This window comes from Pedobacter sp. HMWF019, from assembly GCF_003061025.1.
Classification (GTDB): domain Bacteria; phylum Bacteroidota; class Bacteroidia; order Sphingobacteriales; family Sphingobacteriaceae; genus Pedobacter.
Window position 1 is genome coordinate 37,561 of the sequence record NZ_QAIL01000161.1, and the last position, 19,700, is coordinate 57,260.

Genomic DNA, 19,700 nt, shown 5'->3' on the forward strand with positions numbered 1-19,700 from the left:
TGGTGGGAAAACGGAGAAAAATGGATCTAAATGTCCAAAAAAAGCTATTCCTCCACTATAAAGGCCCAGCCAAACATTCCCGAAATCGTCCAGGTCTATATTTTGCACCGAGGAGCTGTTGCCTGTATTCAGGTAAAAGGGACTAACCGTCTGGATCTGTTGAAGATCACCATCGGTGCTATACAAAGGCTGGAGGATGAACAGCTGCGAAGATTCAGCACCTATCCAGATAGCCCCTTTGATTTCCTTTATCGAATAAACGAAGGGTTCAACGCTGTTTTTAGTCCGATTAGCAAGATTGATGGACCTGACCCTCTTTGTAAGTGGATTGTAGATCGCCAGTCCTTTTCGCGTCCCGATCCAGATATTGTTTTTACTATCGCAAAACAGAGACTTTACTTCATTGTCTGGTATTAGACCCCGTGTATTTTCCACATTAAGCAAATCAACGCTACGGGTACCGGTATTAAATATAGATAGACCCTTATTAACATGACCAATATAGAGAAGTCCTTGTTGATCTTCAGCAAGTGTCCAGATGCTGTTTTCGGGCAGAGAAGGAATATTTTTTTTATTGAAATGCTCAAATCTCTTCTTTAACAGGTCAAAACGTTGTACGCCCTGATGATAGGTTGCCAGCCATAATTTTCCACTTTTACCCCTGATGATATCTGTGATATCATTTGTTGCAATAGATTCTCTGTCGTTAGGATCATGAAGATAATATGAAAACCTGTTGGTCTTCATATCAAGCACATTCAGTCCGTTCGCGCGTGTGCCGATATAAAGTTGATCATTGTCGTAAAAAAGTGTATTGATTTCATTACTATTAACCGAAAGCCCATCCGTTTTTTCTGATTTGAAATAAGACTTAAATGAGTTGCTAGAAAACCGGTTCAGTCCCATTTCAGTCGCAATCCAGACAAAGCCGTATTTATCATGTACAACATCAAGCACCTGCTGACTCGACAATCCTTCCTGCAAGGATAAATACCTCGCTTTTTTTGCTTGCCCAAACAGCGATATGGAATAACAAAAAAACAACAGAAAAAGCTGCAACCTCATTCTCATCTATATTAATAACTAATACGCTTTATACTGACCATATAATGATCTACTTCGGGATGCACCTGCAACCACTCATTATGGATAGAAAAGTTCATTAGTATATATAGAAGTTGGCAGTTCAGAAATTCGGTTAATTAGAGAGGCAAAAAGTAGTCATTTTTTTTTAAATGTAAAAAATACGTTTAAAAAAACAGTCATTAAGATTACATCTACATAAATGGTACGTTTCATACCTGCCTTCGTCTTGGTTCGTAGCTTTTCCGCCGCTTCTGCGCCGTAACTTAGGCAAACAGGTACTTTTACCGAACAATCGGCGCTAAAAGACCGGATCATCGAATACCCAACACCAAAGGAGATATACCCCAGGTGGCAAATCTGCAAATTTTCATACAAAAACTTGCTAATTAAAAATTATAGAAATTTATTTCCACCCTACCCGGTCTGCACCCAGGAAAATTGGATTTAATGGTGGAACCTCAGAAGCTGCAAGGTCCAGAGAGACCATAAATCTAATTTTCAAAACTCAACTGCACCACTTTTCAAGTTTCCCCATCAGATCTTCCAACCGGATAGGCTTACCAATATAATCATCCATTCCAGCATCCAGACAAAGTTGCTCATCACCTTCAAGAATGTTGGCTGTTAACGCGATAATCACAGGTTGTTTAACCAACGTTTTCCGAATCAAACGGGTTGCTTCCAATCCATCCATCACCGGCATCTGCATATCCATCAACACCAGACCATAATCCTTCCCATGAACAGCCTCCAGAGCTTCCTGCCCATTTTTCACCAAATCAGGCATATAGCCCAACTTCTGAAGAATATTAGAAATCACCCGCTGATTCATTAAATTATCTTCGGCCACAAGTAGTACACAAGGGTATCTCAGTGAAAAATCAGGAGATAACTTTTTACGGATGACTTGATCTTCCATCCGTACAAGTTCTCTGGGTTGAAGCGCATTCAAAACCTGTTTACTGAGGATATGCTGGCGAATAGGCTTAGTCATCACAGAAACAAAAAGTCCCCGTTGATTCTCTTCAAGCTCTTCTCCAATAGAACTCAGTAACAATATAGGTATCAATGGATATATATCTTTGATCTGCCTGGCCAGCATGACACCATCCATGCCTGGCATCTGCATATCGGTGATCACCAAATCAATCGAAGGATCAGCAGATAAAATAGACAAAGCCTGTTTCCCTGAACTGGCCAAAACCGGCTGCAATTTCCAATATTCAAACTGCTTTTTTAAAATGGTCAGGTTCGTTACATTATCGTCAACGATCATCACCTTTTTGCCAATCTGTTCGCTCATGCTATAATTCTCATAAGGCTTCAACACCTTAGTTCCTTTTCGGGTCATTACCATAAATGAAAACGTAGATCCATGGTCCGGCTCACTTGCTACACGAATTTCTCCGCCCATCAACCGGACAAGCTTTTCAGAAATGGCCAGTCCCAGACCGGTCCCTCCATATTTACGGGTTGTAGAAGAATCCACCTGTGAAAAAGCCCTGAATAGTCTATCCAGTTTATCCGCTGCAATGCCGATACCGGTATCCCGCACTTCAAATTTCAACTCTAGTCTTCCATCCTCTAAAATATTCCCTGCAGAAACATCAACACAAACCTCCCCTTGTTCAGTAAACTTCATAGCGTTACCAACCAGATTGATTAATATTTGTCTCAGCCGCAGTTGATCGCCAACAATCTGTAAAGGCACATCTTCTTCTATATGATAAACCAAATCCAACTGAAGTTCAGCAGATTTAACCCCAAATATATCAAGTACATCTTCAATACACTGCCGCAAATTGAAATCTTCTTGTTCCAGTTCCAGATGGCCGGATTCTATTTTAGAAAAGTCCAGAATATCATTAATCACATTAAGAAGTGTATCACCACAATTCGAGATCACATCTGCAAACATACGCTGTTCCTCCGTCAGGTTACTTTCCTTCAACAGTGCTGCCATTCCAATCACACCATTCATTGGTGTACGGATCTCATGACTCATAGTGGCCAGAAAGACACTTTTAGCCTGGTTTGCGCGATCAGCTTCCTGCTTCGCTTTCTCCAACTCCAGATTCGAGGCTCGGAGCTGCTCATTGGCTTTCTCCAGTACCTCCTCATTCTGTTTCCTTACCAAGGATAATTGAGCTTCTTTTTGCAGTTCAGCCACCTCCAGCGTTTGCAAAATATGCTTCTCATTATACTCCTTAAGCAAATAAGCCCATAATCCACAAATAAAAAAGATCATAGCTGCCAGCAATATATGTATCGTAAAAGTCTGAAGATCAAAATAATCCAGACGGGTAAAATAAACATCGCTGACGCCGCTATTTTGCAGATAGCCGAAAATGGCATGATGGACCAGCACTACGACCAAAATTGGGATCTGCAGCTTCCATTTCTCATAAGTGATCAGCAACGTACTGCCAATAAACGCGAAAAAGTGCATCTCAAAAAGCCCATGCATCTGATAGATAAACTGGGCCATAAAAATGCCAAGTACTGCACTTAAGACGTACTGATAAAGATCAGATGTGGGTAACATAATTTTAACAGAATAATAGGCAAGCAGTGAAAGCCCCCCTACTCCAAAGGCAATAAGCCAGGTATCATAAAATATAGCAAACACCAGTCCTAATACGAAATAAAGTCCCAGAAAGTAGTTCATTAAACGGTCTGATCTTTCTTTAACGCCAAAAAAGAGTAAACGTGTAGGGTTATCGGAGGCGGTTAGCTGATGGTTCAACATCATCGTTAGATATTAGATTAAGAAATCAATTAGTTTTTGCAATCTGGTACAGTACAGCCATAGGATTTAAGCGCCAGATCGCTAAAAACCAAATGAGTTTGTTCTTTCAGCAAACCATTCAATGCAATCTTTGCATAGCTGGTCTTCTCATCCGTGCAATAGCGACTGCTGTTATAGTTCCCCCGGTAATATAAATGATGCGACTTGTCTAACAAGACAGCCTGGGGCGTAGAATATACACCACAGACTTTAGCAAGAGACTGGTCAAATAAAACAGGGATATGAAATCCAAATTTGCCCTGAATGCTTTCTGGGGTAAAAGATTTTGAACTTAATACCACCACTCTGAAATCCACCTGATTTGCATATTGCTGAACCAGTGATTTAAAATGTTTCATATTAAACCGCGAACACGGACAATCCGGATTAAAAAAGTGAAGGAAAACAGGTTTTTCATACCCGACTCCTAAAGGTTCTTTTAATGCGATCAATTGGCCAACACCAATGGCCTTATAGTTCTTTGGAACAGGTGTAGGCAACTGGTATACCCAATCGTTGTACCAAAACAGCGCCCCAATGGCAGAAAGCAAGAGCATTAACCAAAATATAACTAGGATTTTTCTCATGAAATACTTTACAGGCAGCCAAAATATATATAAATAGATACTTACACAACACCAACTGTATTGTTATGACAATAGACTGCAAATAAAACTTCATAATAACATTTTACCCTCTTGCCCAATGAGCTTCAAGATGGAAAAAGAAACGACTATCTACTCGTATTTCAGTGCGTCGACAGCATTTGCCTTAGCCACTTTAAAGCTTTGCAAGCTGACTGTTATCAAGGCAATGAGCAAAGAAATCATTCCTGCAACAATAAAAGGGCCCGGACCAATCATTACCTTGTAATCGTAACTCTTCAACCAACTGTTTATGCAGATATAGGCAACAGGAAATGCAATCAAATTGGATAACAACACCAATTTGATAAAATCTTTATTCAGTAGAATCAAAATACTTTTCAAATCGGCTCCTAGTACTTTCCTGATGCTAATTTCTTTTTTCCGTTGTTCCGCCATATAGAGAGCAAGACCAAGCAGACCCAGGCAAGAAATAAAAATTGCAAATCCGCCAAAGAAATTGGATAATATACTTAAACGACGTTCAAGCTTTAGTTTATCAGATATATCCTGATTAATAAAAGTCAGCTGCAACGGATATGCGGAATTAAACTTTTGACTGATCTGTTTAATTAAACCAACAGAAGTGCCCGCACTTTGTTCAGGATTTAACTTCATTAACAAAACTTTACTCATACCTACATTATAGAAGAAGAAAGTTGGAAGTGTTTTAACGCCGAGCCGCTCATTGGAATAATTTTTAATAACCCCAACAATTGTTAACGGCGGATTATCACTCCAGCGAAGGACCGTTCCAACAGGATCTTTAATACCCATCACCTCTGCCAGTGCTTCATTAACAAGAACAGATGTAGCCGTATCAGCAACAAATTTCGGTGAGAAGTCTCTTCCCTTAACGATTTGAGCTCCTATTGTTTTGCTAAAATTAAACCCTATGCTCCTGAAGTCAATGACCGATCGGTCATTAGCCGCCTTTCCCGGCCAGCTTAAGCCCCCTGTGATAGAACCATTTTCGGTAAAGGATTGTGCAAATTCGGAAGAGGAAAGCACTGCTCCTGATTTAACCAGTTCAGCTTTAAAAAGCTCCAGCTTCTTGGCATCTTTAAGTGCTCCCTCCAAATCCATTTGGACCAGATTATCCTGAGAAAAGCCCAAAGGCTGGTTCCTCATAAACTGAATTTGGGTATAAACAATAATTGCGCAAACAATCATGCAGATAGACAAGCTAAATTGCAGCACGACCAATGTTTTACGTACCGGCAAGGAAGATCCCCCTGTTCCTGTAGATCCTTTTAGAACCTTTACAGGAATAAATGACGATAAATAGAAAGCCGGATAACTTCCTGCTAAAAAACCAGTCAGCAATACCAAAATAGAAATGATGATCCAGAATAAGTAGGAACTATAATCTATTTGCATAGAGATTTCCAGCAGATTATTAAAATAAGGCAGGCACAGTTCCAAAAGTCCAAAGGCAATGAACATAGCAATTAAAGAGAACAACATCGATTCTATCATAAATTGACTCATCAGGCTTCTACGAGTAGAACCTAAGGCTTTTCGAACTCCAACCTCACGTGCTCTTTTCTCAGAACGGGCTGTAGAAAGATTCATATAATTGATTGTCGCAATAAGAAGCACACAAAAAGCAAGGAATAGAAACAACTTAACCTGATCAATTCGTCCACCAGCAGGTTTACCGTTCACAAACTCATTATATAGATGAAACTTACTGTAAGGGAACAGAAAAGCTTCAAGTTGTGTTTTCGCATCATGACTCTTAATCATCTTCCTCACAGAAGCATCTAAAGATGCAAACTGGCTTTTGTCTTTAAGCTTAAAAAAAGTAAAACAAGTGATAGCACCCCAGCCATTCTCTTTATCATCCGGATGCTCCTGATCAAAAAATGCCCAGCTCAGCAATGCATCATATTGTATGCTCTGATTTTTGGGAAGATCTTCAACCACTGCAGTCACCTTTAACCATTTTCTATTGTCATATTTTAAAGTCTGACCAATAGGATTACTATTTCCAAATAACTTCCGGGCTGTAGATTTAGTGATCAATACGGAGTTGGGCGTGCTTAAAGCTGTACCTGCGTTCCCGTAGATGAACTTCTGCTCAAAAATCTGAAGAAAAGATGGGTCTACACTTTTCGCATCCAGTTTATAGTTTTGCTGCTGATAGCTAAATAATCTGGCATCATCCCTACCCATTGCCATCCGGCTCGTCTGCTCTACTCCCGGCAAGGTTTGCTGCGCTTCAGCAGCAAGTTTATTGGGTGTTGCAACAGTTGTAGCCAGTTTTCCATTGATATCAATATTTAACCGGCTAATATAAATCCGGTCAATATCTTTAAAGTGTCTGTCATAACCCCACTCGTAACTTACGTAAAGTAACAATAATAAGCAGCAAGCCATCCCAATGGCCAGTCCACCAATGTTAATTAATGAAAACCCTTTATTCTTTACAAGGTTACGTATGGCAATTTTTAAGTTGATGAAAAACATAAGAATCAATTTTCATAGGGATGGCCAATTATATGCCATTTACAAAAATAGGCCTTTAAAATCAAAGAAAAGCTCATTTGAAAAACTCATTGTTCATTATCGAACAGTTCCTGTCCACCACCGAACAAATAACTTTGAGGAGATTAACATCCAACACACCATATCGACCTACACCCAATCTAATCTAAACCATACCAGTCTGCACCATACCAGTCTGCACCCAAGAAAATATGTTTTCATGAGCGAACCTCAGAACCTGAAGCTCTTCGCGCAAGGTTCTGAGAGCTCAGAAAACATATTTTCCCCCAAAATAAACTATTGATTATAAGTATTCACAGCCCTTTCCAAATACCTTGAACCAGACCGGTTAACATAAAACCCACCAGCAGCAAAACCCAAACCGACACCCAGCAATAAAAAGCTGGAGGTTAAATTAGGTCCTTTATACGTAGGAATATTATGTCCACCAAAGCCAGGCTCCGAAGTAACCTCATGTCCTCTGGTTACAAAAGTAATGAGCCCCGCAAGAATCGATGCTCCTGCCGTAGCGTACAATAACGTACCAGTATTGGTCTTTTTCCTGTAAACATTCAAAAGAGCTATACTTTCTGCATTGTCAGCCATGTCATCTTTCAGATTTCTGTAGTTTACATTTTTCAAGTCCTGATATCCTTTATTGTAATACAGGCTAACATCAGCAGCAGTAGCTCTCCCACGCCTAAACCTGGAATAACGGTCATAGATCAAGGGGTCATAATTGATCTGCTGATAAAGATTGATTCTCCCCTGTGCTATCCGCTCTGAAAAGGATCCATAACTACCATAATTCAGCTTGCGGGTATTGGCAAAAAAACCATCTTCATTGTTGTAGAATTTAACCCGGTCCGTATTAAACCTGCGCGAATCAGCCTTCAACTGCCAGGAATTGAGAAAATCCGGCCTTAACCTGATCTTGCTGGCATAGATTACAGAATCGGAATTGAGGTAAATAAAGTTTCTGGATTCGTCCACTTGTGAACGGGCGCTCAGAGCATAACCAACCAGAGCGATGATGAGTAATTTTTTCATATCGGTTTGTATTTGTGTGTACTCAATACTACAAAATTTCCAACCTAAAGTTCTTGTGTAAACAAGAAAATACATAGGCACTCAAATCAGCAAGAAATGGGTTTTTAATGATCACCAATTGCTGTACTTTTACATAAAATACTATATGAAAACGCAGCAAACCGGATCAGAAATAACGGATAACACCAATGAAATATCGATCATCAACACTATAGATATTTCCACTCCTTTAGGACCTATGATCGCAGGCGCTACAACTGAAGGCATATGTTTTCTTGAGTTTACCGGGCGGATCAGGCTCGAAAAGGAATTTACTGATTTAAAGAAACTGTTGAATGCCGTTATGAAGCCTGGAAGAAATGTACATTTAGATCAGCTGGAAACAGAACTGGCTGAGTATTTTGAAGGAAAACGCAAAACTTTTTCCGTTCCTTTACATACGCCAGGTAATGATTTTTCGCGTGCGGTGTGGGAATCCTTGCAACAAATACCCTATGGAACTACCTGTACATATAAAGAACAGGCAGATCAGATGAATAACCCCAAAGCAATCCGCGCAATTGCTTCCACAAACGGCCGCAACCGTCTCGCTATTATTATCCCCTGTCACCGGGTTATTGGAAGTAATGGATCAATGACAGGCTATGCAGGCGGGATAGATAAGAAAAAATGGCTCCTAAAATTTGAAAGGAGCCATTCAGAAGTGCCTGCGGGTAGTTTATTTTAGTCGATCTGCTAGTTATGCTTGATCAATGTTGCAGTAAGTGCTGCCGAGGCACCCCCTTTTAACCCGCTGATAAATATGGTATAGATTTTTCCCTGTTCCAGGGTAATTCCGTTAAGACCACTCCCATTTAAAACAAGTAAAGATTGGCTGGTATGATCTCTCACCTCCAGGTTCAGACTACTCCCGGCATTCACTTCTTTAAAAGGGCCTAGTGTTTTCCAGCTTAACCCAGGAATAGTTGCGGGTGCCTTACCACTCGCATCATACGTGATAACGACCTGGTCTCCGAAATTGCCATAGGCTACTTTATTAAACACCGCTACTCCTCCGGTATAAGCCAGATCCACATTGGAAGCATCAGGAGAAAAATTAGCAAAACGGATTTTGGCTTTACCAGCAGCTGGTGCAGAGAGGTCGTCGTATACAAGGATCAGACTGTCCCGGTTTCCTGGATTGAGTTTACTCGGTTTTAATTTTGGAACGGCAAAAAGGGTGTGGTAATAGGTAGCTATTGGTCCGTTAGGACCTGAAAAAGAGGCTTTATCAGTTTCTTGTACAAAACTGGCATTTCCACCAAATACATAAGAGGATTTATAGGTGGTATTGCTACCTTCTGTAGTATTGTACTGTACTTTACCAAACTGAGTATCAACATAGCCTGCACTGGACGTATTGCGGGCAATAGAGGTTCCATTAATCTGTCTGGTGAAGTCCAGGAAATTGATAGCTGTACTAGTGTTTAAGGCATTGACCAGTTTTACTTTGGCACTTAGTGGTGGCCGGTCAGCATTGTCGCTGTCCAGATAATCTGTTTTCTTGCAGCCAAGAAAAGCGATGGCAAGTAGAGAAAGTTGTATGATTTTTAAGGTATATAGTTTCATGTTTTCCTGGATTAAAATTTCGCGGATACTCTTACAAATGGCTGTATGCCGGCATTACTTCCGGATTGGGTTGCGCCGGGAGCTGGCAAGCGGGTAACATTGCTGCCTGGTGCCGGAATACTGTAATCGCCCAGTACATTGAACAGATTATTGGCGCCTATGGTGGCCTGTATGGCTGGTGTAATTTTATACCCTGCAGAAATATCCGTTACCCAGATCGGGCTGAATTTCTGATAGAAATAATCTGGCTTAGGGAAATTGGCATTAAGCTGTGATACGGTGGTTACAGATCCAAAGTATACGGTGCGCAGCAACAGATTGAGTTTTCTGTAAGTATAAGTTCCTTGTAAAGTGATTTTCTGGGAAGGAATATTACTCGTTACCCGTGCTTCTTCAGATTCATCGAAAATGATATACCTGTAAGCCTCTAATCCTTTTGGCGTATTTACTTTGGTGAGTGTCGTTTTAAGGAAATTACCTCCGGCAAGAAAAACTGCATTAGCACCATTATCAAACAAAAAACGGTAACTCCCGGTAAACTCTATGCCACGCGTTCTGGTACTAAAGGAATTGTAAAAGAACTTGGCCTGAACGGTTCCAGTCTGAATAAAAAGACTTCTGACATCGGCGGGAAGGTTTGGATCAGTCGCAGAAAAACGACCAGTATTCCCTACCCTGTCATTAATGTCTACCTGGTAAGCATCGATGGTGAACTCTACATTTGGAATAGGTCTGGAAGTAAAACCAGCTGAATAACCTTTCGATTTTTCGGGCGCCAATGTAGGAATTCCAAGGGCCTTAGTGGCTGGATTGACATTGTTTGCGGTAACCTGGTCTATAGCAACCCCATTTTGAAAAGTTGTGGAAGTTTCGGTATAATAGTACTGGGCGAGGTCTGGCGCCCGGAAGCCGGTATTGATGGATCCTCTAATGCCCAGCCAATCAGCAAAGCTATACCTTGTGGCCCATTTATAGGTAAATACACTTCCAAAATCCTGAGAATGTTCTACGCGTACTGCGCCGGATACAAGCCATTTAGAGGTTACGTTCAACTCTACATCCAGATAACCAGCAGAAATAGAGCGGTTCACATTCACTTCGTTCGAAGGCCTGAAGCCAGCATGGATCTGGGAACCAGGCGACAAGCCGTTTAAGGGGGTACTTCCAACCGAAGCATAATACGGGATACCTGTGGTTGTGGTATCTACACGGTAGATGGTTCTCAGGTCAGCTTTGGAATAGGATGCTTCTTCTCCGGCAATGATCTGATAAGTTTCTACTCTATACTGCCCTCCAAAGGCGACATTTAAGCCTTTTAATACTTTATCAAAATACCTGGAGAAATCTATACTAGATGTATTTTGACTGGCATTGTAGCTTCCGGCATCAAATTTACGGGGTGATTTTTGTCCTAAACTGGCATTCATGGAATTGCTGATCACATTTCCAAAACCATTTTTACCATATACATTAGAGAAGTCTACCGTCCAGTTTTGAACTTTGGCCTTCAAACCAATTGCAATAGATTTGTCTGTAATAATATTGTCCATAGCTGGTAAGAAACCGTCTGGGTAAAGAAAAGTGTTGTTCCGCTCCGTCCAGCCTGGCAACCTGTATACTGCAGTAAATTGGGAGTTGCGGTGGCTAATTCCTCCAAATGAATAGATTTCTACATTTTCCTTTACAGGTATGGAAGCGTTAAAGAAAAGTAAACCATCTATAGCTTTATTGGTGCTTCCTCGCTGGTCAAAATAGTGTCGGTCTATCCCTCTGCCTGCTATAATAGCATCATCAATTTCTCGGGTATAAATCTGGTCAAATCCTCTTGTATTTGCTCCTCCTCCATAGGCTGGACCAATGTAAAGACCGGCATCACCATTGCCCACCGGCAGGGAAACGGCCTGGGTGGCAAATTCACCAGTAACATTGAGAAATCCGCCTTTATCGCCAATTTTTACACCATAATTACTACTGGTTCTGGTGGTTAAACCATCTCCCCTTCGTCTGGCACTAGCCGTTGAAGTGAGCGACAATTCATCTGTGTTTTTTTTAAGTACAATATTAATAACCCCGGCAATAGCGTCTGAGCCATACTGCGCCGCTGCACCGTCTCTCAGAATCTCAATACGCTCTATGGATCCAGTGGGTATAGCGTTCAGATCATATCCGGTTGCGCCATTACCCAATCCACCCCAGCTAATGTTGGAACTCTTATGGCGTCTTTTTCCATTAACCAAAACCAGTAACTGATCTACGCCCAGCCCTTTAAGTTGTGCGGTAGAGGTGGCAGAGGCAGCATCTCCTCCTCCAGATACAGAAGAATTAAACGATGGGGAAACGTATTGCAGCAACTGGGTTACGCTGACCTGCGGAGAGGTTTCCTGCAAACTTTTTAGATCAATCACGTCTATAGGGGTGGCTGAATTGAGTGTTGTCCGGTTTACGTTTCTAGATCCAACAATTTCCAGTTCATTTAGGGTGTTGTCTTTTGATGCCTCTAAACTTACACTGATCTGGCTGTTTCCCCCAATTTCAATTTCCTTGGTTTCATAACCCAAATAAGAAAACAAAAGATATTTTCCATTTTTTACAGTAATTTTAAAACTACCATCCGTATTGCTGACTACGCCACCGCTCAGCCCTTTTACGCGGATCGAAACTCCGGGCAGTGGCAGTCGATCAGCAGAGGAACTTACAGTTCCGGTAATTGCCCTGGGCTGGGCATAGGTCTTTATAGAGATAAAGAGTATAAATAGCAGGTAAAAGAGTATATATTTTTTCATCAATATGTTGGTTTAGGTTTGGACATAAAGGCTCCTGTTCACCTGTTTTCAGGTAAATCGTCGTGTATAAATGAAGCCGATTACTGGAGTATTGTAGAGGCTATTTTTTCACAAACCGATCATCTGTCAGAGAAATTAAAAAAGCCTCTAGGTCGTTGATTTCGTCTTTAGTAAGACCAAGAGGTTTGCTTAAGGCAAGGTCTCTGTTTTTACCATTTTTGACCACATCGTCTGGTGCATTGTAATAGTTGATTACCTCTTTCAGGGTCTTAAACATACCGTTGTGCATATACGGTGCGGTTACGCCTACATTTCTGAGGCCCGGTATTTTAAACTCACCTATATGTTCTGCATTTTTAGTTACCTCATACCTTCCAGCATCATTGAGCTCTTTGCCATTGAATAAGCCAATGCTTTTAAAACGGTCAGCTGTAAAATCTTCTCCTGAATGGCAAGTATTGCAGTTGGCTTTTCCGATAAACAGCATCCGTCCGCGGACGGCTGCAGGAGAAATGGCATGGTCGTCGCCGTTAATGTATCTGTCATATGGGCTATTAGAGGTTTCCAGGGTACGTTCATAGGCAGCAATTGCCTGCAACATATTTTTTTCAGTCGGAAGGGAATTGAATACCTTTTTAAATAACTCCACATAGAGTTTACTGCTGTTGAGTCTTTCCAGAGCTTCATGAGCAGAAAGGTTCATTTCAACCGGATTAATGATCGGTTGCAAGGCCTGCTCTTCCAGTGAGGCTGACCTACCATCCCAAAACAAGTGGGAACGTCCTGATAGATTGGTTACTGTCGGCGTATTCCTGGCCCCCTTTGTACCTCCGACACCCAGGCTTACGGCAGAGGTATCTGCAAAGGCAAACTCTGGTTTATGGCAGGATGCACAGCTAATACTCTGGTCTTTAGAAAGTATGGGATCAAAAAACAATTTCTCTCCTAATCTCTCCCTGCTGTTGATTTCGGCAGGATCATCTGCCTGAAAACCAACTGTCATGGTGAAGACCAGTAAACTTAAAACAGTAAAGATTTTTATTTTATTTCCTTTCATCTCAGATTTTAACAAGGAAGCTGCCCATTGGGCAGCTTCTTTATAAGATTCAGTTACTTATTGGCCACCAGCGCGACATTCAGATCGAAATCATCATAGATCAGTTTATCACCCAGGTTTTCGAAGAAACTTTTTGACCTGAACTTGATTCCATATTTACTACGGTCTACAGTGATCTTTGCATTGGCCGTCAATTTGGCGTTGTCTACCTTAACTGTGGCAGGGAAAGAAACTTCATTGGTTACACCTTTGATGGTCAGCTTTCCTTTGATTTCATATTGTCCGCCTGTCAATGGTTTAGCAGAAGTAATGACAAAATTAGCTTTGGGGTATTTCTCAACACCAAAGAAATCATCACTTTTCAAATGACCAAGGAGCTTACCATTGGTTTCTGCATCAGTTACATCTGTTACCGTAATGGATTTGGTGTCGAGTTCAAAGCTGCCGCCTTTTAAGACATTATTTTCTACATTAAGTGTTCCTGAGCTGACAGCTATAGTGCCGCTGTGCTCTCCGGTTGCTTTCTTAGCTTGCCAGTTGAGTTTACTACTTTGGCCATCTACTTTATAGGAAACTACCTTGAAGGGTGCAAAGGCGTAAATACTACCTGCAAGCAGAAGAACTGCGAGGTTTTTAAGGTTTGTTGATTTCATAAAATTGTGGTCTGTATTTTATATTTATTTAGATTGTGCGTTGAAGTAATCAGCATCCGGTACAGGTTCAGCAATGAGTTCATTTAGAACTTTGTTAAACTTAGCTGCATACTCATCATAGTATTTTCCGGTTACCTGACCAGTAAATCCCGTATAAATTTCTCTAACTTCTCCCTTACGGTCTATGATAATTGTGGTTGGATAAGCAATGAATTTATTCAAGGCCGGAAGTTTATCTGCAACCAATCTTTTATCGGCAAGACCTCCAAAAAGAATATCATACTTAACCTTGTATTTATCACGGAGCTTACCCAAAACATATTTTCCATATTCAAGGTCATCCTTTTGCTCAAAACCGATGGCAATGGCTTCTACACCACGATCTTTATTCTTATCGAACCATGGGGCAAGAAAGACGGTCTGGTCTGTGCAGTTCGGACACCAGGTTCCTACCAGTTCCACAATCACCACTTTACCTTTATATTTCTCATCAGTAAGAGATACTGGCTTTCCGCTAAGGTCTGGGAAGGTAAAGTCTAATCTTTTAACACCCTCTTTTAGATGCGTGAGCTGATAGGGATCTGGAAGTTCGGCTTTAGCGTCTTTAACTCCTGTAAATTTCAGGTTATCGTAAATTCCCTGGCTAATCTCTCCCGAAATGGTACCATCTTCATTGATGTGTCCTTTGTAGATTTTTGGGCTTGGACCAGTAAAACCGGATAGTACAAATTCATTACCTTGTACAGTACCTTCCAATTCCCGGCTGTCGCCAGTAACCTGCATGATCACTCCTGTAAGTTTATTTCCTGTTTGCTTTAAAATCGCTACTTTATTTGGTACCGCCTCTTTGGAGAAACCTTTGAATTCCCATTTACCTGAAAGATCAGCTGCCGGTGCAATATCTTTTCCTGGTTCAACAAAACGATAGGATTTGCCTTCTTCTGCTGTAAATGGCAGAGAATTGCCGCGAAGGCCTGGAACCAGGCTACGATATTCGCCGCTGATTTTCCCATCAGATTCTATTTTGGCCACTAGTGCAGCATCATAGGTGTTCATTTTAATAAACAGAGAGTCTTTGCCTAGTCTTTCTACATGGAAATCATCGCGACGAGTCCCATTGATCAATGTAAAAACAGCATGCTCCGGGTCTTTACCTTTCAACTCAAAGTTGAAAGGTACTTCATTCTCACTGATCCTGAAGACACCACGCCAGATGCCTTGTTTAATAAAAGGTACATGGTCATCCGCATAGGTGGCGAATGAAGCCAGTGTGACCAGTCCGAGGGATAACAGCCCTATAATTCTTGTTTTCATATTTTTGGGTTTGATTAGGTTTATTTATTTTCCTTTGGTAGCAGATGAAACAGAAGCCGTTACTGAAGGAACAGGTTCTGCAATCAATTCGTCAAGTACTTTATTGAATTTCGCTTTATACTCTTCAAAATATTTCCCTGTTACAGTCCCTGTATAGCCCGTATAGATTTCTCTAACTTCTCCTTTACGATCAATAATAATGGTGGTTGGAAACGCGATGAATTTATTGAGCGCAGGTAATTTTTCAGCAACTACCTTTTTATCCGCAATACCCCCAAAAAGGATGTCATACTGGATGTCATATTTATCTCTGAGTTTGCCCAGTGTATATTTGGCATAATTCAGATCATCTTTTTGCTCAAAACCTATTGCAATCGCCTCTACACCCCTTTTTTGATTTTCTTTAAACCAGGGTGAAAGGAATACAGTTTGATCTGTGCAGTTTGGGCACCAGGTACCAATAGTCTCTATGATCACAACTTTGCCTTTATACTTATCGTCGCTCAACGATACTTGTTTGCCGTTAAGGTCCGGGAAAGTGAAGTCTAGTTTTTTGTAGCCTTCTTTGAGGAAAGTAAGTTTGTATGGATCAGGAAGTTCAACTTTGTCATTCTTGATACCATCAAACTTCAGGTTCTTATAGATTCCGAATCCCTGCTCACCACTAATACTGTTATCGTCATTAATGGTTCCTTTAATGATAAAAGGGCTTGGTCCGGTAAAACCTGACAATTGAAATTCATTACCTTGCACGGTGCCTTCCAACTCCCGGGTATCACCAACTACAGTCATAATTACACCGGTGAGTTTATTGCCAGTTTGTTTTAATAAGGCAATGGACGCAGGTACAGCTTCTTTCGTGTAGGTTTTGATCTCCCACTTACCTGATATGTCATGAGCGGGTTTAACATCTTTTCCAGGTTCAACGAAACGATAGCTTTTTCCCGGTTCTGCTACAAAAGGAAGTGAATTACCTCGAAATCCAGGAACCAGACTTCGGTATTCTCCGGTCAGCGTGCCATTATCTTCAATTTTAGCAACCAATGCTGCATCATAGGTATTCATTTTCACATAGATTGAATCTGCTCCTCTTCGGTCTACGTGAAAATCATCTCTTCTACTACCGTTCAAGAGTGTCAATACGGCGTGTTTGGGATCTTTGCCTTTAAATTCGAAGTTAAAAGGCACCTTCGATTCACTGACATTAAATTCGCCGCGCCAAATACCTTCTTTAGGGAAAGGTTTAAGTCCGGCAGCAAAGGTATGACCACCCAGTAGTAATACGGCTGCGAATAGTTTAGTTGCGGTTGGATAGGTTTTAATTTTCATCATCTTAATTATTAAATGTTAATTTATACGCTATTTGATAGCTCGGTTTGAGCAATTTTCCCGTTGTTGAGAATTTCCCAGATTTCAACGAGGCTCCCTTCTTTTCTATAAATCAACTAATTAATGGTGGTGATTAATTAGAGGTGGTATTTGTTCAGTCCCGATATCCCCCTTTATTACAGCAAGCCCGAATAAATGACCACCATAATATTCCGGTTACTAAATGCCGGGGGATATCAGGACATCCCAAATCAATAGCCGTTGGTTCGTACAGCTGCTTTTTATTCCGTAAAATTTAAAATTTGACCCTTAAAAAATGTGTTTTTAACACATACAACACCTGCAACAACAACAGTTTTCCATGCACCTGTTAGGGTGGTCATGCATGGGAAAATAGATTCTAATTGATGTTTTCATATCAGGTATGACTGCGTTATTTTCAATAATTAATGTCAAAGATAGAAATGAAATCTGAAAAAACAATTAATTCTACTAAAATAGTAGAATTAATTTTAAGAAGCAACTCATTTTACATCATAAACACCTATAAATAAGGTGCTTATCCATAATTTAAAAATCACTAAATATGATCTTCTATTCTCTTTAGTAATGTTTTTAACTCGAAAGGCTTACTCAGAAAATCATTGGCGAAGTACTGGTCGATCATTTCATGCTGCGGGAAATGAGCAGACATCAGGATGACGGGTACCTCTTCTGTACCGCTACCTTCTTTCAGATTTTTACAGAGCTGGAGTCCATCCCCATCCGGCAACCGGATATCCATCAAAATAAGATCAGGATGATGATGTACCATATGTTTTTTAAAATCATAGGCCGAAGCAGAAACACTAACGTCATAACCGGCATCCTGCAGTGTAAATTCAATAATGAACCTAATATCTTCGTCGTCTTCTACAACATGAACTTTTTTTCGCATGACTTGCGCTATGGTTTTATAGTTCAAGTATAAGATTATCACTTTAACTCTGATGTTCCAGCTGATTAAGAAAAAGTTAACTGCAAGATTTTAAATTAAAACGGTCACCTGGGGAAGACCCCGGATGACCGTAAAATCTGTTTATAAAGAAAACTTATTGTTGCGTTTTTGCCCAGGTATCCATTTTATTTTCAAATACACTCAGCGGCAGTGAGCCGTCTTTAAGCACTTGGTTATGGAATTCTGCCAGGTTAAACTTTCCGCCAAGTTCTTTTTCATATCTGTTGCGCAGCTCGCGGATTTTCATCGCGCCGATCTTATAGCCTAAGGCCTGCGCCGGTATCCCCATATACCGCTCAATTTCTGCTGTTGCTCCCTGTTCGTTAATAGCCTCATTATCCATCATGTACTTGATAGCCTGCTCTCTGGTCATATTTTTAGTATGAATAGCCACGTCGACCACTAAACGAATGGCTCGGTGCATTTCATCACCCAAAGCCCCCATATGCTGATATGGATCAGTATACAACCCAAGTTCTTTACCCAAAGACTCACAATACAGGGCCCATCCTTCTACATAAGCATTATGCATTCCGAATCTGCGAAATTTGGGTAAGCTTGTATTCTCCTGGGTCAGTGAGATTTGATAATGATGCCCTGGGATAGCCTCGTGAAGAAATAAAGATTCCATTCCGGAAGTAATATTAAACTTCGCGGCATCCAGAATTGGTACATAAAAAATACCAGGCCGTTTTCCATCCGCGGAGCCTTGATTGTATTCCGCACTTGCAGAAGCTGCCCTAAAGGCTTCTGTTTGCCTGATCTCAAAAGGTGTTTTAGGAACATGGTTAAACATCTTTTTTAAATTTGGCTCCATGCGTTTGTGGATATCCTCAAAAGCATCCAAGACTTGTTTAGGTGTTTTATAAGGCATGAATCTCGGATCGTTTCGCATGTATTCAAAAAACGCATGCAGGTCTCCCTTAAAACCAACTTTGTTTCTGATGCTGTCCATTTGATTTTTAATCCTTGCCACCTCTTTCAAACCCGTCTGGTAAATTTCTTCAGGCGATTTAGTCGTAGTGGTTTGTTGTCTCACCAGGTAGATATACATAGCTTTACCACCAGGCAAAGCAGATAAACCAGAAGTTGTTCTGGCTTTTGGCAGATATTCGTTCTTTAGAAAATCACCCATCTTTTTATAAGAAGGGACGATTTCATTTAAAATGGCTTTACTGTAAGAGTCGGTTAGCCGCTTTTTGTCTGCATCTGAAAAATCTTTAGGAAAATTAGCAACCGGGCCATAAAAAAGGCTTTTCTTCGGATCGCTGACCACCATACTGTACATTTGAGGATACATTTTAACCACCAATGCTTTTGGGAGAACTATTCCGGTTTGTATTCCTTTTTTAAAATTACCAATGGCCGTATCCGCCCATACAGTAAATGCAGAAATCCGTTTCAGCCAGTTGTCATAATCCTTAATCGTTTTAAATGGTTGTGCACCAGTACCAGAGCCAAGCTGTCCAAAAGTGAGTGGCAGTGCAAACATCTGATTAAACGGCAGGTATTCAAAGTGATACTTCAAACCATCCAAGCTCACCTGTAACTGGTCTTTTAAAACATCATAGGAAAGCTTATCATTGTCATTTAATTTTTCACGATCATAGCCCTTCAGGCTATCCAGATATTTGGTGTAAAAGTCCTTGGTTTCACTAATAAACTGAACGGAGCCATCATTAGGCAGGAGATCGTTATACCTGTCATCGCCTGCATAAGTTGCATTGAGAGGAAATAACTTCAAACCCTCTTCATAATATTGGTCGCAAAGTTTGGAAAAGTTCTTGTTCTCCTCTCCATTACCGTTTTTGTTCTGTTGCTTGCAGGCTGCAAATGCGCCTGCACACAACAAGACATACATGATTCTCTTCATTTCGGATTGATTTAGAAACTAAATCTAA

Annotated in this window: 14 protein-coding genes; 1 reads left to right on the forward strand and 13 read right to left on the reverse strand. The window is 40.8% G+C overall.

Annotation, left to right across the window (positions count from 1 at the left end):
* The 5 genes from DBR11_RS10405 to DBR11_RS10435 all read right to left on the reverse strand — a co-directional run.
* Positions 1 to 1,065 (reverse strand): two-component regulator propeller domain-containing protein (locus DBR11_RS10405; protein ID WP_199233810.1); only part of this gene is annotated, 1,065 nt, incomplete at its 3' end.
* 526 nt (positions 1,066 to 1,591) lie between these two features.
* Positions 1,592 to 3,838: a response regulator gene (locus DBR11_RS10415; RefSeq protein WP_108552319.1), complete on the reverse strand. Its 2,247-nt coding sequence runs from the start codon at positions 3,836 to 3,838 to the stop codon at positions 1,592 to 1,594.
* 26 nt (positions 3,839 to 3,864) lie between these two features.
* A complete protein-coding gene (locus tag DBR11_RS10420; RefSeq protein ID WP_108552321.1) occupies positions 3,865 to 4,461 on the reverse strand; it encodes a thioredoxin fold domain-containing protein in 597 nt (198 codons plus the stop codon).
* A gap of 150 nt (positions 4,462 to 4,611) precedes the next feature.
* Entirely contained in the window at positions 4,612 to 6,990 is a 2,379-nt protein-coding gene (locus tag DBR11_RS10425) for an ABC transporter permease (RefSeq protein ID WP_108552323.1), read from the reverse strand.
* 315 nt (positions 6,991 to 7,305) lie between these two features.
* Positions 7,306 to 8,058: a hypothetical protein gene (locus DBR11_RS10435; protein WP_108552328.1), complete on the reverse strand. Its 753-nt coding sequence runs from the start codon at positions 8,056 to 8,058 to the stop codon at positions 7,306 to 7,308.
* Between the two features lie 145 nt (positions 8,059 to 8,203).
* Here DBR11_RS10435 and DBR11_RS10440 point away from each other — a divergent pair, with 145 nt between their 5' ends.
* On the forward strand, positions 8,204 to 8,785 hold the full coding sequence (locus DBR11_RS10440; protein ID WP_108552330.1) for a methylated-DNA--[protein]-cysteine S-methyltransferase: 582 nt from the start codon (positions 8,204 to 8,206) through the stop codon (positions 8,783 to 8,785).
* Between the two features lie 8 nt (positions 8,786 to 8,793).
* Here DBR11_RS10440 and DBR11_RS10445 read toward each other — a convergent pair whose 3' ends face one another.
* The 8 genes from DBR11_RS10445 to DBR11_RS10480 form a co-directional block, all read right to left on the reverse strand.
* Positions 8,794 to 9,666, reverse strand: coding sequence for a DUF4397 domain-containing protein (locus tag DBR11_RS10445; protein ID WP_108552332.1), 873 nt, complete (start codon positions 9,664 to 9,666; stop codon positions 8,794 to 8,796).
* An 11-nt stretch (positions 9,667 to 9,677) separates the two neighbouring features.
* A complete protein-coding gene (locus DBR11_RS10450) occupies positions 9,678 to 12,449 on the reverse strand; it encodes a TonB-dependent receptor (protein WP_108552334.1) in 2,772 nt (923 codons plus the stop codon).
* 100 nt (positions 12,450 to 12,549) lie between these two features.
* The gene (locus tag DBR11_RS10455) at positions 12,550 to 13,506 is read right to left on the reverse strand and encodes a cytochrome-c peroxidase (RefSeq protein ID WP_108552336.1); all 957 of its coding nucleotides are present in this window, start codon (positions 13,504 to 13,506) and stop codon (positions 12,550 to 12,552) included.
* A 53-nt stretch (positions 13,507 to 13,559) separates the two neighbouring features.
* Positions 13,560 to 14,159 (reverse strand): YceI family protein, encoded by a 600-nt coding sequence (locus DBR11_RS10460; RefSeq protein WP_108552338.1) that lies wholly within the window; start codon positions 14,157 to 14,159, stop codon positions 13,560 to 13,562.
* Positions 14,160 to 14,183: 24 nt separating this feature from the next.
* Positions 14,184 to 15,473, reverse strand: coding sequence for a peroxiredoxin (locus DBR11_RS10465; RefSeq protein ID WP_108552341.1), 1,290 nt, complete (start codon positions 15,471 to 15,473; stop codon positions 14,184 to 14,186).
* 24 nt (positions 15,474 to 15,497) lie between these two features.
* Positions 15,498 to 16,805 carry a peroxiredoxin gene (locus tag DBR11_RS10470; protein ID WP_199233811.1) on the reverse strand — a complete coding sequence of 436 codons (1,308 nt, stop codon included), beginning with the start codon at positions 16,803 to 16,805 and terminating at the stop codon, positions 15,498 to 15,500.
* A gap of 577 nt (positions 16,806 to 17,382) precedes the next feature.
* Positions 17,383 to 17,739 carry a PleD family two-component system response regulator gene (locus DBR11_RS10475; RefSeq protein ID WP_108552345.1) on the reverse strand — a complete coding sequence of 119 codons (357 nt, stop codon included), beginning with the start codon at positions 17,737 to 17,739 and terminating at the stop codon, positions 17,383 to 17,385.
* A 154-nt stretch (positions 17,740 to 17,893) separates the two neighbouring features.
* Positions 17,894 to 19,672 (reverse strand): DUF885 family protein, encoded by a 1,779-nt coding sequence (locus DBR11_RS10480; RefSeq protein WP_108552347.1) that lies wholly within the window; start codon positions 19,670 to 19,672, stop codon positions 17,894 to 17,896.
* Positions 19,673 to 19,700: the final 28 nt, after the last annotated feature.